Origin of the sequence: Pseudoalteromonas sp. SG43-4 (genome assembly GCF_014164325.1) — a bacterium.
Lineage (GTDB): Bacteria > Pseudomonadota > Gammaproteobacteria > Enterobacterales > Alteromonadaceae > Pseudoalteromonas > Pseudoalteromonas distincta.
Map to the genome: position 1 here is coordinate 204,077 of NZ_JACJFB010000005.1, position 24,478 is coordinate 228,554.

The 24,478-nt window shown below is 39.9% G+C and carries 18 protein-coding genes; 8 read left to right on the forward strand and 10 right to left on the reverse strand.

Annotated features, from left to right (window positions below; genetic code table 11):
• Positions 1 to 44 precede the first annotated feature (44 nt).
• Entirely contained in the window at positions 45 to 2,804 is a 2,760-nt protein-coding gene (locus H5160_RS07250) for a response regulator (RefSeq protein WP_182737140.1), read from the forward strand.
• A 26-nt stretch (positions 2,805 to 2,830) separates the two neighbouring features.
• Here H5160_RS07250 and H5160_RS07255 read toward each other — a convergent pair whose 3' ends face one another.
• Positions 2,831 to 3,520, reverse strand: a complete 690-nt coding sequence (locus tag H5160_RS07255) for a DUF1826 domain-containing protein (protein ID WP_182737141.1) — start codon at positions 3,518 to 3,520, stop codon at positions 2,831 to 2,833.
• Positions 3,520 to 4,719 carry a zinc metallochaperone GTPase ZigA gene (zigA, locus tag H5160_RS07260; RefSeq protein WP_182737143.1) on the reverse strand — a complete coding sequence of 400 codons (1,200 nt, stop codon included), beginning with the start codon at positions 4,717 to 4,719 and terminating at the stop codon, positions 3,520 to 3,522. The genes H5160_RS07255 and zigA overlap by 1 nt, the downstream gene beginning before the upstream one ends.
• A 223-nt stretch (positions 4,720 to 4,942) precedes the next feature.
• Between zigA and H5160_RS07265 the strand changes: the two genes are divergently transcribed.
• Entirely contained in the window at positions 4,943 to 7,078 is a 2,136-nt protein-coding gene (locus H5160_RS07265) for a TonB-dependent siderophore receptor (protein WP_182737144.1), read from the forward strand.
• A gap of 34 nt (positions 7,079 to 7,112) precedes the next feature.
• Here the strand turns inward: H5160_RS07265 and H5160_RS07270 are convergent, their stop codons facing one another.
• The 7 genes from H5160_RS07270 to H5160_RS07300 all read right to left on the reverse strand — a co-directional run bounded on the left by H5160_RS07270 (position 7,113) and on the right by H5160_RS07300 (position 13,900).
• Complete coding sequence (locus tag H5160_RS07270; RefSeq protein WP_182737145.1) at positions 7,113 to 8,207, reverse strand: mechanosensitive ion channel family protein; 1,095 nt, start codon at positions 8,205 to 8,207, stop codon at positions 7,113 to 7,115.
• Positions 8,208 to 8,304: 97 nt separating this feature from the next.
• Positions 8,305 to 8,706 (reverse strand): DUF6691 family protein, encoded by a 402-nt coding sequence (locus tag H5160_RS07275; protein WP_182737147.1) that lies wholly within the window; start codon positions 8,704 to 8,706, stop codon positions 8,305 to 8,307.
• A 3-nt stretch (positions 8,707 to 8,709) separates the two neighbouring features.
• Positions 8,710 to 9,123, reverse strand: a complete 414-nt coding sequence (locus H5160_RS07280; RefSeq protein WP_021032090.1) for a YeeE/YedE family protein — start codon at positions 9,121 to 9,123, stop codon at positions 8,710 to 8,712.
• A 2-nt stretch (positions 9,124 to 9,125) separates the two neighbouring features.
• Positions 9,126 to 10,385 (reverse strand): OmpP1/FadL family transporter, encoded by a 1,260-nt coding sequence (locus tag H5160_RS07285; protein WP_182737148.1) that lies wholly within the window; start codon positions 10,383 to 10,385, stop codon positions 9,126 to 9,128.
• A gap of 379 nt (positions 10,386 to 10,764) precedes the next feature.
• Entirely contained in the window at positions 10,765 to 12,195 is a 1,431-nt protein-coding gene (locus H5160_RS07290) for a sugar porter family MFS transporter (protein ID WP_182737149.1), read from the reverse strand.
• Between the two features lie 36 nt (positions 12,196 to 12,231).
• Positions 12,232 to 13,335 (reverse strand): FecR family protein, encoded by a 1,104-nt coding sequence (locus tag H5160_RS07295; RefSeq protein ID WP_182720641.1) that lies wholly within the window; start codon positions 13,333 to 13,335, stop codon positions 12,232 to 12,234.
• Entirely contained in the window at positions 13,328 to 13,900 is a 573-nt protein-coding gene (locus tag H5160_RS07300; RefSeq protein ID WP_002958279.1) for an RNA polymerase sigma factor, read from the reverse strand. Before H5160_RS07300 ends, H5160_RS07295 begins: the two co-directional genes overlap by 8 nt.
• A 347-nt stretch (positions 13,901 to 14,247) precedes the next feature.
• Between H5160_RS07300 and H5160_RS07305 the strand changes: the two genes are divergently transcribed.
• From H5160_RS07305 to H5160_RS07320, 4 genes are all read left to right on the forward strand, one after another.
• Positions 14,248 to 17,541, forward strand: a complete 3,294-nt coding sequence (locus tag H5160_RS07305; protein WP_182737150.1) for a TonB-dependent receptor — start codon at positions 14,248 to 14,250, stop codon at positions 17,539 to 17,541.
• A gap of 71 nt (positions 17,542 to 17,612) precedes the next feature.
• Positions 17,613 to 19,169 (forward strand): tryptophan halogenase family protein, encoded by a 1,557-nt coding sequence (locus H5160_RS07310; RefSeq protein ID WP_182733815.1) that lies wholly within the window; start codon positions 17,613 to 17,615, stop codon positions 19,167 to 19,169.
• Positions 19,170 to 19,207: 38 nt separating this feature from the next.
• Positions 19,208 to 19,948, forward strand: coding sequence for a SapC family protein (locus tag H5160_RS07315; protein ID WP_182724962.1), 741 nt, complete (start codon positions 19,208 to 19,210; stop codon positions 19,946 to 19,948).
• Positions 19,941 to 20,660, forward strand: a complete 720-nt coding sequence (locus tag H5160_RS07320; RefSeq protein WP_182737151.1) for a DUF6445 family protein — start codon at positions 19,941 to 19,943, stop codon at positions 20,658 to 20,660. The genes H5160_RS07315 and H5160_RS07320 overlap by 8 nt, the downstream gene beginning before the upstream one ends.
• 8 nt (positions 20,661 to 20,668) lie before the next feature.
• On the opposite strand, the gene H5160_RS07325 is transcribed toward H5160_RS07320, so the two are convergent.
• Positions 20,669 to 21,163 (reverse strand): dual specificity protein phosphatase family protein, encoded by a 495-nt coding sequence (locus H5160_RS07325; protein ID WP_182737152.1) that lies wholly within the window; start codon positions 21,161 to 21,163, stop codon positions 20,669 to 20,671.
• Between the two features lie 89 nt (positions 21,164 to 21,252).
• Between H5160_RS07325 and H5160_RS07330 the strand changes: the two genes are divergently transcribed.
• Both H5160_RS07330 and H5160_RS07335 read left to right on the forward strand, forming a co-directional pair.
• The gene (locus H5160_RS07330) at positions 21,253 to 23,454 is read left to right on the forward strand and encodes an exonuclease domain-containing protein (RefSeq protein ID WP_182737153.1); all 2,202 of its coding nucleotides are present in this window, start codon (positions 21,253 to 21,255) and stop codon (positions 23,452 to 23,454) included.
• A 135-nt stretch (positions 23,455 to 23,589) separates the two neighbouring features.
• The gene (locus tag H5160_RS07335; protein ID WP_182737154.1) at positions 23,590 to 24,471 is read left to right on the forward strand and encodes a hypothetical protein; all 882 of its coding nucleotides are present in this window, start codon (positions 23,590 to 23,592) and stop codon (positions 24,469 to 24,471) included.
• The last annotated feature ends 7 nt before the right edge of the window (positions 24,472 to 24,478 follow it).

Below are 24,478 nucleotides of genomic sequence, written 5' to 3' on the forward strand. Positions count from 1 at the left end.
TAATTTAACACTGCGTGTTAACAAAGTACTCTAGGGTTGAAGTAATGCCTCAAAGAAGTAAGTGGACACTCGCTGTTTTATTAGGGTTGCTAGGGGGTTTAGTTAACCTCTCGCCGTTATATTTTTTCGACAGTTCTGAGTTTTTATTTGGGCAAGTATTTGTATTATGTAGCTTAGTGTTTATTGGGCTGCGTTATGCGTGCTTAAGCCTTGCGATCGTATCTGGCTTTTTACTTTATAGGTGGGGGCATTGCTGGCCGAGTATTGTTTATTTACTCGAGCTTTTTTGGCTTTACACTTTTTGTTTACGCCGCTCTAAACCCATACTCCCTCTTGGTACTGTTTTTTGGCTGTTAGTTGGTTTACCTATAATTTGGGGAATAGGGCAGTTTCTTATTGGTCTGCCATGGTTAACGCTAGTTGTTGCAATATCAAAGTACCTCATAAATGCGTTAATTAGCTTAGCTTTAGTTGATTTATTTAGTGTATTTGTACCCCACGCCAGCCGTGCCTATCAGGGCAGGCCTCTTGCTCGCATTCTTAGCTATGTTGTAAGCGTTATTATTATATTGGTTATACTGCTTACCAGTGTAATTTTAGTGAACGATCACCACTCTCGGTTAGAGTATGAGGTAGACGCCCAGCTTGAAGAAAAAGCCAAATATATAAGCACTCAATTAAGTGATTATTTAACGTTTCATAAAAATGCCATTGTAATGAGTAGCGACGCCATAAGCGCGGGCACAGATAGTGAGCAGCAGTTAAAAAGGCTAATGAATCTATTTCCAGGGTTTGCTACAAGCTTGTATGCAAACCCTAGCGGCTACGTCGAAATAACGTCGCCTAATAACCTTATAGCGGGGCTAACTAAGGCGCAGCGTAATGTCACTGATCGCGAGTACTTTAATCAGGCTAAGCAATATCCTCTCGGTTATAGCGGTGGTGTGTTTCAAGGGCGAGGGCTTGGCAATGAAGCCATTGTTGCGCTGTCGGCACCTATTTATCGTGATGGTGAGTTTTTCGGCGTAGTAGAGGGGTCGTTAAAGCTTGGACGATTAGAGCAGTTTATTCCTAATTTATTTGAAAATACTGGCGAGTTAGTTGTACTGGATGATAAACAAAAAGTGGTTTTTAGCTCGCTTGAGCAGTTTAAAATATTAACCGACTTTAACGAAGATGGTTTTAATGCGCGTAATATGGGCGATAAAAATTTATTTCGCTCCAATAATAATGAGGTTTACCATAGTTCTAGATATGTTAATCCGCAGAGCAAATGGCAAGTAATCACTTTTTATAATCGTAAACATTTGAGTATGGCTGTAGCCAAAGCATGGCTGCCAAGTATTTTGCTAGGCGCTATGCTAATTATTATGGTGGTGCTGTTTGTACGCCAACTTGCAAACTTATTAGTGCAGCCAATTAGTGGTTTAACTAATTTAATGCAAAGCTTTAATAAATCAAAAAAACATACTTTTAATACAGATTCAAGTTGGCAAGAAGTATTGCAACTACAACAGCAGTTTGAAATGCTAGCCACTGCGCTGCAGCATTCAATAGAAAACCTGCAAGCGTCAAATATAAAAAACCAAGACCTAAACAAACAACTCAGTGAGTTTAACCAGCAGCTAGAAAAACAAGTTGCTGAGCAAACTAACAAGCTTAAGCAAGCAGTAGAGCGTGCTAATTTAGCTAATGTGGCTAAATCGCAGTTTTTAGCAAATATGAGTCATGAACTACGCACCCCAATGAACGGTATTTTGGGCATGGGTGAAGTATTGCTGCGTGATAGTTCGTTAACCGACGAGCAAAGAGATCTTTTAGATACGCAACAAAAAAGTGCTCAAAACTTATTAAAAATCTTAAACGATATTTTAGATTTTTCTAAAATTGAGGCTAATGCAATGCAAATTAGCCCGCGCCCAACAAACTTAGCGCCGTTTATCGAAAATATTAAATCGTTGTTTTCACCCATTGTAAGCTCTGACGATGTGCAGTTTATAGTTCAGTGTAGTAACACCTTGCCAGATTGTATTAACGTAGATGATTTACGCTTAAGCCAAGTTATTATTAATTTATTATCTAACGCGTATAAGTTTACTGAGCGCGGGTTTGTGCGTTTATCGTTTGATTACAGTGGCCAGCAATTATTTGTGAGTGTGTCTGATAGCGGCATAGGCATAGAAAAAGATCAGCAATCGTTATTGTTTAGTGAGTTTACTCAAGCTGATGTAGGTGTTGCGCGTAAATATGGCGGTACCGGGCTAGGTTTGGCCATTAGCCAAGGGTTAATTAAAAAAATGCAGGGTGAAATATCTTTAAATAGTGAACCCGGTAAAGGCAGCATGCTCAAGTTTTACATTAATGCGCCTAAAGCTGAGTTTATAGAGCCCACAGCCGCAGTAAAGTCGCAATCAGTACCTGATCTTGGTAGCAAAAAATTACTATTGGTAGAAGACAACCCCATAAACCGCCAAGTAATTGCAAAAATGTTAGAGCCAACTCATATACAACTTACAATGGCTAACGATGGAATTGAAGCGTTAAAAGTGCTTAAGGGTAACACCTTTGACTTAATTTTAATGGATTGCCAAATGCCAAATATGGATGGTTACGAATGTACACAAACAATACGTGCTAACGAAGCAAACACTAAGGCACATGTGCCCATTATTGCAATTACCGCTAATGCCTACGAAGATGATAAACAGCGCTGTTTAAGTGTAGGTATGGATGACTTTGTATCTAAACCTGTAAGCACACAAGGTTTGTACGAAGTAATCGCTAGGGTGATAAACGCGCACTAGCTTAGCGTTTATCACCACAACAAATTTTAGATAAAATCGAGCGTAAGTAATAAGCGTTGCTCGTTTGCAGCCACCGCTGGTGAGCGATGTACAAGCCCTGCACCTTCGTTTTCATCCCAGTACTCGCCTTTAAGCAGGGCAACATCACCTTGCTTGAGTTGATTAATATTATTTAGGCTTTTAAATAAGCCAGACTCTTCATCGGGTTTACCTAAATTACCAGTACCTAGCTTTGAGCGGTTTACATCGCTGTGATTTAACCACTGCGTAGCAACACCTTGATAGGTAGTAACTAGCCGGCACGGAATTTTGTCTACATGAAAACGCGGGCACATGGGTTTATCTAATATTTTTAGCCTTAAACCGGCGCGTTTTAAATCAAACAGGCAGCAAAACATTTCAACCAACAGTGCGATATCTTCACACAGCGCTTTAACTTCATCGCGGTTATTATCTTCTGGCTTAAGCGTTTTTATTAATTGATCAAACGCATCATCGGGCGATACCGCAAGTTCTAGTGGCTTTAAAGCATTTGCGCTAATGAGAGTATTAACTGCATTTGTAAATGTTTGCTCAAGGTCTCTTTGCCAAATAACAATGTTAGTGTCTTGGTTATAAATTTGTGGCAATACATCGGCGTCACACTCTTTAGCTGCTTTTCGGTACAGCGGTTCCGCAGGCTTTATTTGCGCAGTTATTGGGGCTAGGGCATTCATTACTCTTCCTCCCAAATAGGAAACGGGTCGTTATAGGTTCTCCAAAAGTCCTTACCCTTAAGTACCGCATCTTCTGGTAGTAGGCAGTCATCAAGCGCTTTAATTATCGCTTGTTTATTTAATGATTGACCAATAAACACAAGCTCTTGGCGCATGTCACCAAAGGGTTCTACCCATTTATTATTTATGTCAGCAAGCAGTTCAGGCTCTGTAGGCCAGTCTTTTTGGGGGATGGCTTTAAAAAACATACCAGCAAATCCGTAATGAGCTATACCGCCTGCTTGGCTCCACTGCGCGCAAAATAAAGGGCGTGTTGCTAACCAAAAATAACCTTTTGAGCGAATAAGTTTGCCAAATTGTTCGGTGCTATGAAGAAAGTTATAAAACTTTTCTGGGTCAAATGGGCGGCGCGCAGTGTAATTAAAGCTGCTAATTCCATACTCTTCAGTCTCGGGAATATGTTCACCACGCATTTCTTTAAGCCACCCCGGTGCTTGTTGGGCACGTTCAAAATTAAATAAACCCGTGTTTAGCACTTCGTTAATATTAATATGGCCGTTTGAAATAGGAATAATGTTAGCTTGAGTATTAAGCGTATTTAAAATGGCAGTGAGTTTATTTAATTCATCGTTTGTAATTAAATCAGTTTTACTAATTAAGATTACATCGGCAAATTCAACTTGGTCAACAAGTAGGTCGGCTACGCTTCGCTCGTCGTCTTCTCCTAACGATTCGCCAGTATCTTGTAAATCATTTGCTTGTTCGTAGTCGTTTAAAAAGTTAACGGCATCAACCACCGTTACCATAGTATCAAGGGTGGCAATATCACCCAGTGATACGCCATTTTCATCGGCAAATGTGAAGGTTTCGGCTACAGGTAATGGCTCAGAAATACCGGTTGATTCAATAACGAGGTAATCAAAACGCCCATCTTTGGCAAGTTTGCCCACTTCAACAAGTAAGTCTTCTCGTAGGGTGCAGCAAATACAACCGTTGCTCATTTCAACGAGCTTTTCGTTACTGTGATTGAGCGATACATCGTTTTTAATAGTGGCTGCATCAATATTTATATCGCTCATATCGTTAACTATAACAGCCACTTTTTTACTTTGCCTGTTATTAAGAATATGGCTAAGTACAGTGGTTTTACCTGCCCCCAAAAAACCTGATAACACTGTGACGGGCAGTTTATTTATCATTTAATAATCTTACTAAATTATAATTAAAGGTATGTTATATTATATCAATTTCATATTCCAGTAATGCTAATTAATTTTTTTAATGCTGAGCTGCAAATTTAGTGTGTTACTCAAAAACTCTTCATTCGAAAAATAAGGATGAATATGAAATTATTTACATTGCACATGTTAATGATAGTCGTTATCATTCGCAACGTTTTATAAACCTCTTCTCTGGATCAATATGTTTAACCAAAAATATCTGGCGCTCAGTATTGCTGCGTCTTTTTCTGCTTTTTCTAATGTGGCATTTGCCGAGCAAAATAACGATATTGAAAAAATAGAAGTAACTGGCCGTGCCCAGCAATTTTACCTAGAAACCGAAAGTAAAATTGGTACCAAAACTAATTTAGATCTTATTAAGCTTCCGCAATCGGCTCAGGTGTTAACCGAGCAACTTATTATTGACCAAGCCGCGCGCGACATTACCGATTTATACCGCTCTATTGCGGGTGTCAGTGAATACAGCTACTCAGGCGTAACTTTTCGTGGTTTTAGAGATGACGCCAATGTATTTTACGATGGCGTACGTGGCGACCCATATTCGGGCTTTGGTGTACCGCAGTTATTTAATGTTGAACGTGTTGAAGTATTAAAAGGGCCTGCCTCTGCTTTGTATGGCGGGGGCGAACCTGGTGGGATGATTAATTACGTAACCAAAAAGCCAAGCTACACACAAAAACGCGAACTAAAGCTTACTTTAGGTAACTACAACACCCGTGGTGCATCACTCGATATGACAGGTGGTTTAAGCGATACAATGGCTTATAGATTGGGTGGTTACTATGAAGAGCAAGACAGCTTTCGTAACAATGCAGACTCAAAAAACACCGAGCTGACAGGCGGATTGTTATTTGATTTAAGTGATTCAACAACCCTAACCACAAGTGTTGACTACATAAAACAAGACCTAGGCGGTAACCGCCTACGTGGCGTACCGGTAGATGACAACGGTAACTTTTTAGTTGACCCAAGTTATAACGCTAATGAAGCGGTTGATTATCAAAATATGGAAGCTTTGGTGCTTCAAGCAGAACTTAGCCATTATTTTAGTGATGATTTTTCTGTAAGTAGCACACTGCGTTACATGGATAACGAACGCGATCAAGGCTACCATGAGTCGCAAAGTTGGGTAGATGTAAATGGTGATGGCGAAGCAAACATTGATGACGAAACCATCAAACGAGAATACCGTAAGCAATTTCGTGCCAATAAAGAAGCAAGTATAACCACCGACTTTGTTTATAACTTTGGACAAGGACAATTAACCCATCAGTTTTTATTTGGTGGTGATTACCACACCGTTGATACCGAATATGACTACTTACGTGCCCGATATGAGGCCGATGGCGTCGCTAATTTAAATATTTTTAATTTAAACTACGGTGAAACCGACCCAAGCACTTATAACCTCACCGACATGAACCGCGATGGCGTTGATACCGACCGATTTGGTGTGTATGCACAAGACGTAATTAGCATAGGCGAGCAGTGGACAATAATTGCAGGTTTGCGCTATGACCATTTTAAAGAGTTTAATCAAGAAACTGGTTTTAGTTACTCAGATAACGACATAACGCCGCGCGTTGCTGTTACTTATCAGCCAGTAGAAAACACATCGGTATATATTAACTACTCAGAGAGCTTTAACCCTACATCGTCAGCCGACCAAGAAGATGTAGAAGGCGAAGGTAATTTAGAACCAGAAACCGGCAAGCAAACCGAGCTGGGTATGAAAAACCAATGGCTCGACGGCAAAATAATGAGCACCTTTGCAATTTACCAAATTAATAAAGAAAACGTGGTAATGAGCAACCCAGACGATACTGGTGCGGGAGATGGCATTGCTGCACTGTTAAATATAGGTGAAGTAGAAAGCCGAGGGTTTGAAACAACTTTAGTCGGTGATTTGTCAGCGCACTGGACCGTAACGGCCAACTACGCTTACAACGATACGCAAGTGGTAGACGGCGTAACGGGTGATACGCTTTCAAATACATTTGGAGACGGTTCGCGCTTTGCTAATGCACCACGCCACCAGGCAGGTTTATGGACTCGCTACGCTATTGATTCAATTGACTCATCAATTGCATTTGGTGCAAATTACGTAAGTGAGCAACTGAGTACAAGTGGCCAAAAAGTAAAACCATTTACCGTATTTGATATGAGCTGGACGAGTCGCTTTGACGACGTATTACTGAGTGTAAATATTAATAACCTGTTTGATAAAGAATACGCGGTTAGTGGATTTAGTGAGCGAAACGGCCACTTTCCTGGCAGCCCTCGTGAAATTATTGGGCAAATAACCTACAAGTTTTAATACTTATTAGCGCGAGAGTTACTCGCGCTTTTTTTTAAGTGTCGCCTTGCACCTTTTTATCACTATTAAATTTAGCGGCTTCTTGAGTCGTGTTAATAGCCGTAATAGGGAAGGGGATTACAATACCTTCTTTTTTATAGCGTTTATGCAGGGCTTTGATAAAAGCAGATTTTACCCAAAAGCGATTAAAGTATTCTTTAGCTCTAAGCATCACCGTAAAGTTAATGCTTGATCTATCAAAGGTATGAAAAACCACAAAGGTATTGTAATCATCAACGCCCCATTCATGTGAAATAAGTATTTCACGAGCCACTTCAAGTGTTACTTGTTCAACAAATTCTAAATCTGAATCGTAATGCACACTTATATCAACAGGCACGCTTAGCTCTTTTTCAGGGTAAAAGTAATTAATAATACGCGACTTAGATAATTGGCTATTAGGTATAATAATCATATTGTTAGGTAGCATTTTAACCCATGTAGATCGCCAACCTATATGATCAACAAAGCCTTGCTCCTTAGATTCAAGCTCAATAAAATCACCCACCCTTATAGGCTTATCTATTACTAGCTGCACGCCAGAAAAAAAGTTTTCAAGGGTAGGTTGCAAAGCAAGGGCAACAGCCAGTGATGTAATACCTAACGAGGCAATAATGGGTGTAATAGAAATGCCTAACGTGCCCATTAATACCAGCAATCCCACTGACGATAATGTAACGCGTATCACGCCTTTAATTATGCTTTTTGAATTAAAAACCACGGCAGATTGTTTACCATAGTAATTAATAGTGCCAATAATAAAGCGGTCTAAAAACATAATAAGTGCAAGCAGCGCTAATACAATATTAATGTTATTAAAAGGGATTTGTTGAGAAATAGAAGTACTAATAATGAAGGTGTCGTGCTCTAAAATGGTGAGTAGCACAATAATTGTGCACAGTGTTAGCGGCTTAGATATTGACTCTATTAGTAAAGTATCGAATATAAATTTGGTTTTTGAAGTCCATTTTTTTAGCCAGTACATTACAAAAAAACGAATTAAAAACAGTAGTATAGCTATAAGTAATAGGGAGGACGCTGCGCCTAACCAAGGTGTGTTGTTAGAAAATTCCAGCGCTTTATTTAGCATAACTTAAACCTGTTCAATATAGTTTTATATATATTGCAGCAAGTTATGTACCTTTGTTTGGGTAAAAGTAGCTGCCGAGTTTAGTCGGCAGCAAATATTATACTTTTTTGGCTAACCACATACCGCCTAGCACGGCTGCAAAAAACAATAAAAACTCCATTTTAAGAGATACTAATTGAACCAAGCCCGGGCCTGGGCATATACCACTTAAACCCCAGCCTAAACCAAAAAGTACCGAGCCGATAATTAAGCGCGTATCAATTTTTTTTAAATCACTTAAATTAAACGTTCCTGAAAGAAGTGGCTTCTCTTTTTTTGCAACCCATAACCATGTCAGCATCATTATTAGCATGGCAACGGCCATTACTATAATTAAGCTTGCGTCCCATTGGTTTCCATAGGTAAGAAAGTTAATCACTTTAGCGGGGTTTGTCATCCCGCTAATAATAAGTCCTAAGCCAAATATAAAGCCTATAACAACCATCATAATTGCTTTCATTATTTATCCTACAAGGTTTGCTGTAATGAAGGCGACAAGCATAAATGTGCAAGTTGCAACCCAAGAGCGAGTAGAAAAGCGCGACATGCCGCACACACCATGGCCACTTGTGCACCCATTAGCTAACGTTGTACCAGCGCCAACTAAAAGCCCTGCAACAACAATAAGCCAAGGCGGTAATTGCAATTCGCCTTCTAATAAAGAAGGCGCAAATACCCTTACAGCCACTCCTGCCAACAACAACCCTAAAATAAAGTATAACTGCCAACGAGAGTCTGAATTTGCTTTAGCGAATACAGACTTAACAATGCCTGATATGCCCGCAATTTTTCCGTATAAAACCAGTAATAACGTACACGCTATACCTATTAATGCCCCGCCTATTGCAGCCGATACTGGGGTGAATTCTGTTATCATTTTTAAATTTCCCAAACAATAGAAACGCCTAAACCGGTTTGTTTCATTTCGATTGATAATTGTTGATTAGGCGCTAAGTAGTTAGCACCCGTTACTTTTTTTGCTGGCGAATAAAAAGCCATAGCGTTTAATTGTACCTTGTTGGTAAAAGAATGGCTAAAGCCAGTAGTAAAATGCCACTCTTGAACGCCCGGGGCTAAAATATTAAGCAAAACGTTTGATGAAGGAATAGGTTGCTCGGTATAAGATACCCCAAAACGAATTTTTTGTTGCGATGTACGTTGCCACTGATAGCCAAGCTTATAAATAGTCATATCGTTCCAGCCAAACCCAGCGCCGGCGTTAGCCCCTAAAGGTGCTGACACCAAGTTACTGATTGGATTTGCAATACTTTTTACTTCGCTGTAATTTATTTTTTGCCAATCAAATACAACCTGATTACTTGGGGTAAGCTTGTAGGCTGCGCCAAGTTGAAACGAACTTGGTAGATCAAATCCGCCTTGCTCTGCAAACAAACCTTTATAGCTATCAAACTCTTGCATAGACACTGATGAGCGGTAACTCGCCCCCCAGCTTAATGACGAATTTATATCTTGGCTAATACCTAGTTGAATGCCTAAGCCTGTGCTTGTATCGGTGCCATTATTTGTGAGCGCTTCTGGTGATTGCGAAAAAGGAGCAAAGTTTCCAAGCCCTTGCGCTTCAAACTGTTGCACCACGTAAATAGGGGATACACCAAGGCGTGTTTGTTCATTCAACTCATAGCTTACTGTTGGGCTAATAAAGAGTTGTTTTAAATCAACGCCCGTCGTACCAGCGTAAAAAGTCCCCTCAGGAGAGGATTCTGCGCCGTACTCGGTATTCATACCGCCGTTGCCATACACTAATAAGCCAATATTTACTTTTTCATTTAATTGATGGCCAATAGCAAACTCTGGAATTGCAAATACAGTGTTGTCGCTTTTTTGTGTTTTTGCTTCAAGATAAAATGCGCCAGGGTAAAAAGTATCTACTTTTGATGCAGTATATTTTCGTTCAGGTGAAAAAAGCTCTAAGCCCAGAGATAGCTCTGTTCCGTTAGGTAAAAAGGTTGCTGGATTATTAGCGCCAGACATTAATTCTTCTGACAGCGCTACACCTGCGCCAGCCATGCCTTTGTGGGTCATGCCATAGCCGTGAGTAAAATAACCATTAGTAGCAAATGCACTGAACGAACCTAACGTACACGTTAAAGCTAAGCCTGAAATTAACTGTTTTTTCATTTTAGTAAATACATAAAGTTGGAATGGGCGGACAATAGCTAATTTTTGATATTCTAAAAAGGAATTTAAATAGATTAGTTATAATAAAAGGCAATACGGCAATGGTTATAAAGTTAAAATAAATGAGCGTAGATTGCTATTCAGCCTAAACTTAAGTTAAAAGGTTCGCTAACGTATTGAGCTATAGTGATATTTAAGTATGCAATCGGTAGCTGTACACTTTGGTATTAAAAGCTTGCTGGTAAAAGGAGCGTTTACGTATTAACAGCAGCTTAAAATATATTTATTAATTAACGTTTAGCTCATCCAAACAATCACTCTTAAATAACGCCATTGTATGTAAAAGCAAAGCGGTGATTAATATCACCGCTTTTAAAAATCACATAGATTCGAGCGTTTTACCGCGCGTTTCTTTAATGTATTTAACAACAAAAAATATGCTTATAAGTGCCGATAACGCATAAAAGCCATAAGCACCGGCAAGGCCAATGTTGGCAAGCATAATAGGGAAGGTCATGGTAATGGCAAAGTTAGCAATCCACTGCGCACTAGCTGCAACAGCAAGTGCTGCCCCACGAATACGGTTATTAAACATTTCGCCTAATAATACCCATACAACAGGGCCCCAACTTAAGCCAAAAAATACCACAAATAAGTTAGCCATAATCAGCGCAAACGTACCCATGTTATCGCTAAGGGCAAGTTTGCCTGCTTCATCAAGGCCTGCACTGCCAAATATATAAGTAAGCGCGCTTAAGCTAATAAACATACCAATACTGCCTACTAAGAGCAGTGGTTTACGGCCAATTTTGTCAACTAGGGCAATGGCAATAAAGGTCGATACAATATTAGTAGTACCTGCGAGTACATTTATAAATAGCGATTGCGACTCGTCAAACCCAGCGGCTTGCCACAGCTCTGAGCCGTAATAAAACACCACGTTAATACCCACAAATTGCTGAAATACACTCAGCGCAACACCCACCCAAACAATTGGGTGTACTTTTTTACTGTTATCAATAAATAAATCGCGAATACTTGGCTTTGTGTCGCTATGCAATGAGCGTTTTACATCGCTTATTTGTTTATCTGCATTGTCGTCTGAAATTTTGCTAAATACCGCTTTTGCATCATCCACTTTACCTTGCGCCACTAAATAACGAGGCGACTCAGGAATAAACAACACACCCACTAAAAACAGTATTGCAGGCACAAGCTCAGCCCAAAACATCCAGCGCCAAGCGGCTATATCAAGCATTAAAATATTTTGCGCGCTGCCTGCTGCATCAGCAATTAAGTAGTTACTTAAAAAAGCAGCAAATAAACCCAATACAATAGCGAGTTGTTGTAATGTAGCTAAACGACCACGTAGTGCTGGTGGCGCAACTTCTGCAATATAAGCTGGCGCTAATACCGATGCAGCACCAATACCTAAACCACCAAATAAACGGTAAAAAATAAACTCCGCAGAGCTTTCGCTAATGCCCGAACCAAATGCACTAATGGCAAAAATAATCGCAGTGATGATCATAATTGCACGGCGACCAAACTTATCAGCCAGCGGCCCCGCAGCAAGCGCACCTAAGGCGCAGCCAAGTAACACAGACGCTACGTTAAAGCCCGTAGCCACACTGCTTGAATTAAATGCCTTACCGAGTGCCGACACCGTGCCGTTAATAACACCTGAGTCAAAACCAAATAAAAAGCCACCAATAGCAGCCACGGCAGAGATAAAAATTACGTAAAAAAGTGAGCACGTGTTTGATGTGTGCGCCGAGCTATTATTCCTCGGCGATAAAGATGATGTCATGATTGTGTGTCCTGATTTTTATTATTGTGTACTGTACTATATTGAAGCGCTTGGATCTGCGTAATTTAAACGAATTTTATCTGGGCTAATTCTTTCATAACTAATATTAAAATTATTATTTAATACTTCTAATAAGCCCTTAACATCGCCTGTTTTAAACATACCAGCGACTTGTACCCTTGTTAAACGCTCATCATCAGAAAGCTCAAAGTCTATATTCGTATATCGACTAATCTCGGCCATGGCATCGGCAAGAGATTCGCCTCTAAAAATAAGGCTTCCTTTACGCCAAGAAAGACTAGCCGCTACGTCTATAGGGTCTACTTTTTCAACGTGCTTAGCTATTTTACCTTTGAAACTTAAATCGAGCTTTTCACCTTTAGAAACTGCTGTAGAGTTATTTGATAAAAATTTACCAAGCTTATTTGTTCCATTTTTTTGGAGGCTTGATGGTTGCGAACTACTTTGTTCGGCAACAAGCACTTTTCCATCAGTGACTATTAATTCTATTTGTTTTTCACCCACTTCAACATTAAACGCAGTGCCTACTGCCTGAATAACTTTATCACCAGCAATAACACTTAAAGGCCTTGCCTTATCATGCGCCACATTTATATGTATCTCCCCCCGCAGTAAGTTAATTACTCGAGAGTCTCGGGTATATCTTATTTGTACAAAACTATTAGTGTTTAATGTAATTTCACTTTTATCTGGCAAAATTATGTCTTTGCTTTCACCTACACCCGTTTGAAAGTTAAGTTGCTTAGCGACAACAGCTGACTGATTAACGGGATAAAAAAATGAAAAATTAAATGCTTCTTGAAAAAAGCTAAGTGCAACAGCCAATAAAACAGAAGCGGCCGTTGCACCTAACCACACAGGGAGGCGTTTTTGTCTAGATTGTGATTGCGGGAATAGATCAGATAAGCGGCTGAGTTCACCCATCTTGTCCCATAGGTGTGCAACTTCAAGTAATACTTCGACGTTTTTATATGACTGAGCTAACCATAGCTGCAATGCGTCTTTTTCGGGTTTAGTTAAACCCCTATCGAGCTTAGCAAGCCATTCACTTGCACAATCAAGGCGTGCGTCTTCGACTGCCTTATTATTTCGTTCGTCTATATGGTGGACATTACTCATGACTACCCCCTGCACTTTTTTGTGAAGAAGAGTTAGGTTTGCCATACACACTTTTTTCAGATTGTCGCATAAACTGCGTACAACGTTTTACGCCGGTTGCTATATGTTTTTCCACGGTACTTTCACTAAGGTTTAATTGAGCAGCAATTTCTCGCTGCGAATAACCATACACTTTTTTTAATACAAACACTTTACGGCATTGAACAGGCAAAAGCCTGACAGCTTCACAAAAATTTGAAAATTCGCAATCGGTAAGCGCATTTTCGTACATTTCGTCTTTCTGATGTTCCGTTAAGAGTTGCTCTAATGCTTCCATGTTGTCGATACTATCGACTAGTCGTATATTGGCTTGCTTTTGATAATCGAGCGCTAGGTTGCGCGCCGTTTTATAAATAAAAGATTTTGGTGAGCAAATGTTTTCAGTGTTTTTTATTTGACAAATTCGCACGTAAGTTTCTTGCACAATGTCTTCAATTTCATGTGGAGGCACTATGCGTGCCACTACATTTGAGAGACCTTTGCGCGAGGCCAGATAAGCCTTATAAAATAGTGTGTCTTTTGTCATTGAGTGTGTGTCTCGTGTGTGTGGTTTTGGCAATTGTTGTTATTGTTTTGCCATTACAGCTTAAGACGATTGGTAATAAAAAATCCGCTACTCAATTTTAAAATAAATTGTTTTTCTATTTGTAAAATTGCAGGCACTATCAATCCTTGTTGTTAAAAGCTTGTAATTTGAATACCAAGTGTACTACAGTTTTTCAAATTATTAACACGTATAGGCTAGCTCTATAATTATACGTGTTCATATAACCAATTAATTAATATAAAAATATATTTAACTTTTTTAGTTGAAACCCCACAACATAATTTTTTTGCACACCAAAAAATAATAAAGGTTTAGTAATAATAAGTATGGCTAGTCAAAAAAATAAATTATTTGAAAAAAATAAAAAATATTTATGGAGGAAAATAAAAAGTCACTCGTCTTCATTCTGTGTATGGCCAAAAACTATACGCATGGAATGTATACATTTGCCACTTTGTTTACCGCTATATGTGCTTGTTTTTAGCTTAGTCACCACAGAGGTGAAAGCGAGCTCGGTGGACGAAAAAGCAATGTTTAACATTCCTCGACAAAGGGCCGATTTATCGCTAATAAACTTTGCCGAGCAAGCCGATATTACTTTGCTTTTTCCGTTGGATAAAATTCAACAGTTACAAACAAATACTATTACTGGCGAGTATTCAATAATAAATGCATTACAGACTTTACTCGACAGTACCGGCTTGCAAATGCAAGTTAGCGAAGATGGGCAAATTTCTATTTTAATAGACCCTAGCTTCGAGAGAACTGACAACATGGCTAACTATAAAAAAAATGGCGTGTCCAGTGCAGTGCTTGCTGTACTAAGCACAATGGCAACGCTCCCTGCATTAGCAGAAACAGCAGCACAAGAACCAGAAATAATTGAAGTACGCGGAATTAGAGGCTCGCTTGGTCGAGCCATGGATGCAAAAAGAGAAGCCGGTGGCGTGGTTGACTCCATTTCAGCAGAAGATATTGGTAAATTTCCTGACACAAATTTAGCCGAGTCTTTGCAACGTATTACTGGGGTTTCAATAGACCGTTCAGGCGGCGAAGGGCAGCTTATTACGGTGCGTGGTTTTGGCCCGCAGTTTAATACTGTACTAGTAAACGGACGCCAAATGGCATCAGAGAATCAAAGCCGTGCATTTAGCTTTGATACCATTGCATCAGAATTGGTTAAAAGCCTAGATGTATTTAAAACCTCAACGGCCACTATGCAATCTGGTGGTATTGGCTCAACAGTAAACGTTAATACGGCACGTCCATTTGCGATTAGTGGCTTTAAAATAGCGGGTAGTGTTAAAGGTATTTACGATGAAAATAGCGAAGAAACCACACCAGAAATTTCAGGGTTAATTAGTAATACATTTAATGATGACACACTGGGTTTGTTGTTTGCCGTTTCTCGTCAAGAACGCGAAACACGCTTAAATCAGGCACAGGTAGACGGCTGGTTAGAAAACGTGGGCGTCCCAAATCCTCAAACTCAAAGCGGGCAAGCATACACCGGTAATATTTTCTCGCCACGTAATTACGATCATAAAGTTACTACAGAGACACGTACACGCACTAATGCAAATTTAGTTATACAGTATGCACCTTCAGATGATTTAGTTATCACTGCTGATGCGCTCTATTCAGATTTTGATGTAGAAGCAGACACAACGTCTTACGGGCACTGGTTTACAGCGCCAAACTTAGAAGGCTTTGGTGATGCTGCAGGCCCAACCGTTGATGAAAATGGCACTGTGGTTGATTTATATCAAGAGGTAGGTCTTGCCACCGATATGCACGCTAAAAAGTTTGATCGTTTAACCAACTCTAGCGCATTAGGTTTAAACTTTGATTGGCATGTAAACGATAACTTAAATATGAAGTTTGATTTGAGCCACTCAAAAGCCAAGCGTGAGGCTAATAATGGCGGTGGCGATCAGCTATCGTTGATTGGCTATGCTAACCGAGTTCGATTTGAAGTGGATGGCGGTATCTTACCTTACGCGAGTGAGTTTGCCTCTGCTAACCCTAACATTTATAGCGGCCAGCAAGAGCTGGACGGTGTTGCTTATAACCCTGCAGTTGCACCTGATGGCGTATCAAATCATTTAGATACAGCCAACAGCCGTGCACACGTAATGCTTCGCCGTGGTTGGGCTGTAGAAGATACTGTGGATCAGTTTCGTTGGGATAGCATTTGGCATAACGATGGCAGCTCAGGCCTAGTTTCGGTTAAATTTGGTACTATGTATTCAACTGAAACTAAAAACCTTGATCGTTGGGACAACGAAGGCGTAGGTATTCACTGTACCTTTTGTGGTTACCCAGATGACCCAAGTATGGATGGCTTAGCGCAATTTGTATTTGACGCAGGAGATGACTTTTTAGGTGATGTGAGCGGCAGCGGTCGTATGCCAACGTCATGGCTTGCACATGATGGAGAGGCAAACTTTGCGTACCTTGAGCAAATAGCTGCGGCGAATGGTCAGCCTATTAGTTTTGATGCAGTTAAACGTAATAAGTCGTTTGAGATAACTGAAGATACTTTCTCGTTTTATACAGAATTTGATTTTGAAGCTGAACTTGCAGGCATGCCTTTATACGCAACAGCGGGCTTTAGATATGAAAGCACCGATGTAAAAGTAAAGGGCACAGATGAGCCGGTTAGCGCGTTAACTATCTTAGATAAAACAGAAATGCTTGCTAATTTCGGCGCCGTAGAAAATATTTCAGCAAGTTCAGATTACGAAGCGATTTTACCTAACTTTAGCGTAAAGCTTGAAATAAGCGATGAGCTAATAGCACGTGCTGCTGTATCACAAACAATTACGCGACCAACACTCGATAGTATGTCGCCTGTAACAGTAATTGAAACAACGCGCCAAGGGGGCAATTTAACATCAAGCTCTGGTAACCCTGCGCTTGAGCCATTTACCTCTGATAACTTAGATTTATCATTAGAGTGGTATTACGCTGATGCCAGTTATTTATCCGCTGGTTACTTTAGAAAGAATGTTGCTAACTTCATTATCAATACCACTGAAGATTTAACCTTTGAATTGTCTGACGGCGGATTGTTGACTGACCCCTCAACAGGTAACGATGTAGATAACCCTGACGCTGCTGACTCGACGGCTGTATTTACAAACACATTACCAAATAATAGCGAATCGGCGATTGTTGATGGCTGGGAAATAGCCTTACAGCATAGTTTTGATAGTGGCTTTGGTTTTATGGTTAATGCAACATTTGTTGATAGTGATGCAGAACTAGACCCTGCAGATATAACTCAAGTATTTGCATTAACAGGCTTAAGCGACTCTTATAATGTGGTTGGCTTTTATGAGAATGGCCCATTTCAGGCGCGTTTAGCCTATAACTGGCGCGATAGCTTTGTACAGTCACTAACACAGTTAAATGGTGATGGTGTGACGATAGTTGAAGACTATGCACAATTCGATGCCAGTGGCAGCTATGATATTACCGAAAATGTATCGGTGTTCTTTGAGGGTATAAACTTAACCGAAGAATACGTACACAAACGTGGTCGCTTCTCTAATCAATTACTAATGGTTGAAGATAGCGGGCGACGTTTTGCGTTAGGTGTTCGTGGAAGTTTCTAACTTAAATAATAAAAGTGGCTTTTACATTTAGTAATAGCCACTTTTTAAATACGCCTTTATAGGTAACAAGCATGAACCAGCAAAATAAAGAAATAAAAACAGTGGTTGTCGTTGGTGGTGGTATAGCAGGCTGGCTAACAGCTGGTCGATTAGCGGCGCACCATAAAAGTAATACCCCCGATGGTCTTAATGTTGTGCTAGTTGAATCTCCAAATGTACCAATTATAGGTGTTGGTGAAGGCACTTGGCCTACCATGCGTAGTACATTAATAGCACTTGGTATTAGCGAAACCGATTTTATACGCGAGTGTGAAGCAAGCTTTAAGCAAGGAGCAAAATTCGCCAAATGGGTGGATGGCAGCGATGATGATTTTTACTATCACCCATTAGTTCTGCCGCAGGGCTTTTCAAAAACCGATATGGCAGGGCATTGGTTAAATAACACAGCAGAGTCAACGTCTTTTTCAAACGCAGTGTGTTACCAAGAAGCTATTTGTGAGCAAGGGCTTGCCCCTAAAACAATTCGTACACCAGAATATGCTGCTATAGCCAATTATGCCTACCATTTAGACTCTGCAAAATTTGCCGTTTTTTTACAAAAACATTGTACTCAGCAGCTAGGCGTTAAACATATTTTAGCTGATGTAACGCAGGTCAATAATGCTAAAAATGGCGATATTGCAAGCGTTACTACAAAGCAACAAGGTGAAATTAGCGGTGATTTATTTATCGATTGCACTGGTTTTTCATCATTGTTGTTAGGCGAGCATTATAAGATTCCTTTTCAGCCCTGCGATGATGTGCTGTTTATTGATACCGCCTTAGCAGTGCAAGTCCCTTATGAAGATGAAAATGACAGTATTGCATCTCACACAATTTCAACAGCGCAAGAAGCGGGTTGGATATGGGATATAGGATTACAGCACCGCCGTGGGGTGGGCTATGTGTACTCCAGTAAGTACAGTACCGAGTCGCAAGCAAGGGAAAAACTTAGAGAGTATGTAGGCGATAAAATAGAGTCGTTAACAATTAGAAAAATCCCTATTAAAAGTGGCCACCGCTCACATTTTTGGCAAAACAACTGTGTTGCGGTTGGGCTTTCGGCTGGTTTTTTAGAGCCACTAGAAGCTTCTGCATTGGTATTAGTAGAAATGTCAGCGCAAATGATAAGCGAACAACTTCCCCATACCCGGGATATTATGGATATTACCGCCAAACGCTTTAATGAGACGTTTACCTATAGGTGGGAAAAAATAATCGACTTTTTAAAGTTACATTATATTTTATCAACCCGTGACGATAACGCATTTTGGAGCGATAACAGAGACCCTAAAACGATTCCTCAAAGCTTACAAGATCTAATGAAACTATGGCAATACCGCGCCCCTGCTGATCACGATTTTACAAGTAACAATGAGGTGTTTCCAGCGGCGAGTTATCAATATGTTTTATATGGTATGGGCTTTAAAAGTGATTACAGCACAACTGCCTATATGCTTGAAGACACTGTTTTTGCTAAAAGTCAGTTTGATAAAAATAAGAGCATGATAAACCAAGCTGTAACTAACTTACCTAGTAACCGAGAATTGTTAAATAAAGTTAAGAATCATGGATTTAGCACTATTTAGCTTAAAAATTCACACATAAAAACAATAAAGAGACACACATGGAAAATTTAGTCGCATTAGAACAAAGTGCTCATCAGCACATAAAAATAGACACACAAAAGGCACAATCACACGCAGAAAACATTAATATGGTCCCTGTTGTTATGGCAGAACTTAATCAAATTGCTGTTCAGCAGCCTATAGTTTTTGCAAAAAACTCAGAAACAGGGGAGTTTACACTCAATGCTTTATTAGGCTTTGAGCAACATGAGAACTTGTTTTATCAGAACTCGCAGTGGCAGGGTGTGTATTTACCGCTTCAATTACAGCGTCAGCCATTTTTTGTTGGTGATACTCATGCGCAGCAAACTCAATACCCTGTGTGTATTAATTTAAATAGCCCAGCAGTCGTTAATAATCGAGCGCAAAGCCAGAATAATTTAGAACCAATTTATACCCAAAGCGCAGAAGAAAGTAGCTATTTCAAACAAATAAAGCAGTGTTTAGGGCATTTACTACAGGGCGAAATAGACAATAAAAAGTTAATTGATACCTTGTTACAGCATGATCTACTGCAGCCATTATCGCTTGAGGTCACGTTTCAGAACAGTCAAAAAACAAAGTTAAACGGCCTATACACTATTAACCAAGAAAGACTCGCACAACTTAATAGTGATCAAATTACGCTTTTACATCAAAGCGCTTTATTACCCGCTATTTATACTGTTATAACCTCACTTGGCCAAATATACCCATTGATAGAGCGTAAAAATGCAGTGCTTAATTTAGCCGATGATTGATTTTAAACTAAACGAAAATATGGCGTTACACATACATACTGTAGGGGAAGAAAAAACCCCAATTATTGTTATTGATGATTTTGTAAATAATGTAGATGCGCTTATTAATTTTGCTGCGTTTTCTCAAAGTGCTAGAGAAGCGTTTTGCGCACAAGAAAGTGATTTTTACCCAGGAGTAAGAAAAGCAGCACCGCTTAGTTATATCGAGCGGTTAAAAGCGCTTGCGCCAATTATTAATTCACACTTTGATATGGCGGATAAAAGCGAGTTCGATGTAATTCTTTCTGCTTTTTCAATTGCATGCACTGAGCCTAATAAGCTCAGGCCAATACAAATGCTCCCTCATTTTGATACACCTAATATGAATCAACTTGCTATGGTGCACTTTTTATGTGATGAAACTCATGGTGGCACTTCATTTTATAAGCATAGAGCCCTAGGGTATGAACGTATAACAAAAGAGCGGCTTATGCTTTATAGGCAAGCTATTAAGCAACAAGCCATAGCGCAAAAACTTCATAAAAATCCACAATATATAAATGGAAGTACAACTTTGTTTGAGCAAGTTTACAGTGTAGAGGCTAAGCTAAATCGGGCAGTTATATACCCAAGTAATTTATTGCATTCCGGTAATATAAACGCGTCTAATGGTTATGCCTGTGACCCAGTTAATGGGCGTTTAACTATCAGTAGCTTTGCTGTTTTACGCTAGCTTTTTTATTACCGACTAAAACTCTCAAAGTACTCTTTTTGCAATTCTATAGTAAGCGCTTTAGGGCGAATGCATTGTACTAGGCTGTATACTTCTTCTTTTGTGTAACCTGCCGAATTTAAAATAAGCGCAGCGACCAAACCTGTGCGGCCAGTGCCGCCTTTGCAATGTATGGCAATGGTTTGTTTGTGTTGTATGGCCTGTAATATGTCGATTTTATGGGTGTTCCAGCTTGATGTAAAAGGCTGTTTGGGTGCTTCGTCGTCATTTATTGGTAAATGAAACCACGTTATATCGTGCTTATTGCACTCACTATTAATTGTTTCTACGTTGTTTTTTTCAAGCTCTTTTTGCGGCATAAGCGACAGCAGCACGTTAGCGCCAGCGGCTTTTAATGTGGCGATTGAATCCGCTAGGTTTTGTGTTTTTGTGCCAGGGCAAGGCGTAAAAATAATATTTGCGCCGTTATTGAGTGATAAAACATCGTACGGATGCGCGCTCATGGTAAGTCCTTTATTTTTAATGAATTTGCTTTAATAAGCTCACTATAGCGTGTTTTAGTTACAAGTTTAAGATTGAATAATAAGCATAAATGCTAGATACTGTTTTTATATACAGTCATGGCGATATTATGAAAAAAGAATTACCAGCAAAATACTATTTAGCGCATTTTAGAGAGCTTATTGAGTTTGTAAATAGTAAATGTATGCATTTACTTAAGCCCAAACACAGCGAATTTATTAGTAAAATTAATCAGCTAGATGAGCAAAGCCAATGCATGTTGGCGCGTGTGTACTCGCGAAAGCCTTATTTAGTGCAGGCGCAATCGCTTAATTATGAAGAAATAACCTCGCCGCATCAGGCTATTTATACGCTAAAAAAAGCGGGTATTTTATTTGAGCCAAACGAGCAGCATTATTCGCAGCTTTTAGCGCACTTAACTAAGCCTTCTTTGGTTGAGTTGTTAAGTAATTACAGTGAGCAAATAAGCTTTAAAAAGAGCGCCGCTAAAGGCGCGCTGGTTGATATTGCACGTGAGTTTTTTAAAACATGCCCACATGAGCTTGCGCCACTTTATAGCCAGTATGTAATTAATAACCGCAGTGATTACTACGAATATTTTGAGTTTTTATTTGCAGGTAAACTAAGCAGTGGAGATGTGAATCATCAAAACCGTTTTGTAATGCGTGACTTAGGCTTAACCGCTACGCGCGAAGGACACAGCGAGAGCTTGTCGCGCTTTGAAACACTAGACGAAGCGCAATCAAACTATTTACTAAACCGTTACCGGTTAGCATTTAAAAATATTACAGATGAGAGCGACTATGTTGCTTTAGCGTCGCAGGTTTTAGTGCAAGCTGCACATGGTGCAATAGCCGTTGTATTAAAAAACAAACTATTAGTTAGGCTTTATAGGCAGCTAAAAACAGTTGATAGCGAACTTGCTTTTAGTTTACTTGAAGGGTGTGTGGATGATAGCGAAGCACAAGAAATTCAAATAAGAGAGCAATACAGGCTTGGCAATAAAGAGTGGGTAAAAGCTCGATTAGAAGCCATTATCGAAAACCCACTTACTGATGATTTACTTTATTTTGCTGACGATTTTTTAATGCGTAAGTTTAATAAAAAAACACGTTCGCGTTTAAGTGCCATGCTTGCCGATACTCAGTGCGTGCTAGAAATAGATGAACTGTACCGAGGTGAAGTAGAGCAGGGCGTAAACGATTATTATACTCGCCAAGGTATGCAGGTCTTTAATACCGAAAACACGCTTTGGCAAAGTTTGTTTGGTTTAGTATTTTGGCACGAGTTATTTGTGGAGTCGCCTTATCCGCCATGCAATGAGTTTGATATTTATCCGCAAGTATTAAGGCTTGGTAATTTTTATGAAGCGCAGCAAACACAGATAAACGAGCGCTTAGCTCAGTGCCAAACGTCGCAAGCATTACTTAATTTAGTGTGCAAAAATGCAGCGCAATACTTTGATCAGCCCAATGGCTTATTTAGATGGCGCAGCAATTTATTAGAGCCACTAGAAGCGCTTATTTTAAACAGCCCACTTGAGGCACTAATTGCGCACTTAACGGCTATGAGTAAACATTATTTACAGCTAAAAGACGGCTACCCCGATTTAATGGTCATTAATAATGGCCAAGTACATTTTGAAGAAGTAAAAGCTCCAGGCGATAAGCTTAGGCGCAACCAACTTACAACTATTGATAATTTAAAAAATGTGGGCTTTACGGTACATATTGCCGCAGTTAAGTGGTTTGTAGATCCAAACCGTGTTTACAGCGTAGTTGACATAGAAACCACGGGCGGCTTAAAAGGCGGCAACCGAATTACCGAAATTGGCATTGTTAAAGTGCAGCACGGTAAAGTAATTGATACCTGGACGAGCTTAGTTAACCCCGAGCGCCATATACCTGGCTTTATTACGTCATTAACCGGTATTAGCGACAGTATGGTTTACAACGCGCCTGTATTTGCCAATATAGTTAAGCCGCTATTAGATAAACTCGCAGGCAGTATTTTTGTAGCCCATAACGTTAATTTTGACTACGGCTTTATTAAAAAAGAGTGCGAGATGGCAGGGCACTTTTTTAAAATGCCAAAAATGTGCACCGTGGTTGAATCGCGCAAAGCGTTTAAAGGCTTAAAGTCGTATTCGCTTGGTAACCTTAGTGCGCATTTTGATTTAAATTTAACCAGCCATCACCGCGCATTGGCCGACGCAACCGCCACTGCCGAGCTGTTATTGCTGATACAAAATAGTGAAACGCAAACGCCGTAGGGTATTGGCTTACCTTTAAGTATTTGAAATTTAGTTAATAAGTGATTTTATTGTAATTTTTTAATTTATTTTGGAATAAAGTGTTTTTGTAAATCGTCTTCTTTATGTCAATCCGACAAACTAGAGGACAAAACAATGACTAAATTAAATAAAATTGTAAGCGTAATGATGTTAAGCGGTGTGTGTACTTTTACAGGTGCAGTGCACGCCGCTGATATTGAAATATCCCAGTCAACGTTGGCGCAGCAACAAACATCTACATCTATTGCGCTTTCACAAAATGGTTTAACAGCCAGTGGTAGCAACGAGTCAAACGTATCTAACGATACACAGGTAACGGCTGATGATTCGCAAAACACAGATTCAACGGCGAATAACACGCAAACTCCAGCGCAAGAAAGCAGTGAGGCCGCAGAGCCTGCAAATTCATTAGTTGCATCTGCCAGCTCATCTTTAAATAACTCATTGAACGCATCGGCCTCGTCTTTAAATGCCACAGGTAATACCACAGTCAATACAGCGCTTGATGCAACCGCGCAGTTAACCTCATCGGCGGATAATTTAACGACTGCAGTGATCCAATCGTCATTACTTTCTGTTAGCTCTGAGCAAGGCGCTCAGCCTGATACTACTGATACACCAACAGATGCCTCTTTACTTTCAAATGTGAGTAGCGCAACCGATTCAGTAACACAAGCTGATGCAGCGAGTGCGCTTAATGCGGGTGAGCTTACAAACCAATTAGCAATTACTAATACGGCTGCAAACTCAGTGAGTTCTGCACTGCAGGTAGGTGATGCAATTAATACCAGTAATGAAATTGTAAGTAGTGTTCAGCAATCTTTAATTGCCAGTGTGCAAGATAGTACGGTTAGCAGTTTACAAAGCACGGTACAACAAAGTGTTAGCGGGCAGGTGAGTGCAGCGGTTACTGATCAAATTAGTAACGATGTAGCACTTAGCACCGCAAGTGAAGTAGTAACCAACATTACTAACGACTTAGACCTAGGCCTTTAATACGCCG

What these genes read in the sequence shown, in the direction of transcription:
- H5160_RS07250 (WP_182737140.1), top strand. Translation starts at nt 45, where the DNA reads ATGCCTCAAAGAAGTAAGTGGACACTCGCTGTTTTATTAGGGTTGCTA.
- H5160_RS07255 (WP_182737141.1), bottom strand. Translation starts at nt 3,520, where the DNA reads ATGAATGCCCTAGCCCCAATAACTGCGCAAATAAAGCCTGCGGAACCG.
- zigA (WP_182737143.1), bottom strand. Translation starts at nt 4,719, where the DNA reads ATGATAAATAAACTGCCCGTCACAGTGTTATCAGGTTTTTTGGGGGCA.
- H5160_RS07265 (WP_182737144.1), top strand. Translation starts at nt 4,943, where the DNA reads ATGTTTAACCAAAAATATCTGGCGCTCAGTATTGCTGCGTCTTTTTCT.
- H5160_RS07270 (WP_182737145.1), bottom strand. Translation starts at nt 8,207, where the DNA reads ATGCTAAATAAAGCGCTGGAATTTTCTAACAACACACCTTGGTTAGGC.
- H5160_RS07275 (WP_182737147.1), bottom strand. Translation starts at nt 8,706, where the DNA reads ATGAAAGCAATTATGATGGTTGTTATAGGCTTTATATTTGGCTTAGGA.
- H5160_RS07280 (WP_021032090.1), bottom strand. Translation starts at nt 9,123, where the DNA reads ATGATAACAGAATTCACCCCAGTATCGGCTGCAATAGGCGGGGCATTA.
- H5160_RS07285 (WP_182737148.1), bottom strand. Translation starts at nt 10,385, where the DNA reads ATGAAAAAACAGTTAATTTCAGGCTTAGCTTTAACGTGTACGTTAGGT.
- H5160_RS07290 (WP_182737149.1), bottom strand. Translation starts at nt 12,195, where the DNA reads ATGACATCATCTTTATCGCCGAGGAATAATAGCTCGGCGCACACATCA.
- H5160_RS07295 (WP_182720641.1), bottom strand. Translation starts at nt 13,335, where the DNA reads ATGAGTAATGTCCACCATATAGACGAACGAAATAATAAGGCAGTCGAA.
- H5160_RS07300 (WP_002958279.1), bottom strand. Translation starts at nt 13,900, where the DNA reads ATGACAAAAGACACACTATTTTATAAGGCTTATCTGGCCTCGCGCAAA.
- H5160_RS07305 (WP_182737150.1), top strand. Translation starts at nt 14,248, where the DNA reads ATGGCTAGTCAAAAAAATAAATTATTTGAAAAAAATAAAAAATATTTA.
- H5160_RS07310 (WP_182733815.1), top strand. Translation starts at nt 17,613, where the DNA reads ATGAACCAGCAAAATAAAGAAATAAAAACAGTGGTTGTCGTTGGTGGT.
- H5160_RS07315 (WP_182724962.1), top strand. Translation starts at nt 19,208, where the DNA reads ATGGAAAATTTAGTCGCATTAGAACAAAGTGCTCATCAGCACATAAAA.
- H5160_RS07320 (WP_182737151.1), top strand. Translation starts at nt 19,941, where the DNA reads ATGATTGATTTTAAACTAAACGAAAATATGGCGTTACACATACATACT.
- H5160_RS07325 (WP_182737152.1), bottom strand. Translation starts at nt 21,163, where the DNA reads ATGAGCGCGCATCCGTACGATGTTTTATCACTCAATAACGGCGCAAAT.
- H5160_RS07330 (WP_182737153.1), top strand. Translation starts at nt 21,253, where the DNA reads ATGCTAGATACTGTTTTTATATACAGTCATGGCGATATTATGAAAAAA.
- H5160_RS07335 (WP_182737154.1), top strand. Translation starts at nt 23,590, where the DNA reads ATGACTAAATTAAATAAAATTGTAAGCGTAATGATGTTAAGCGGTGTG.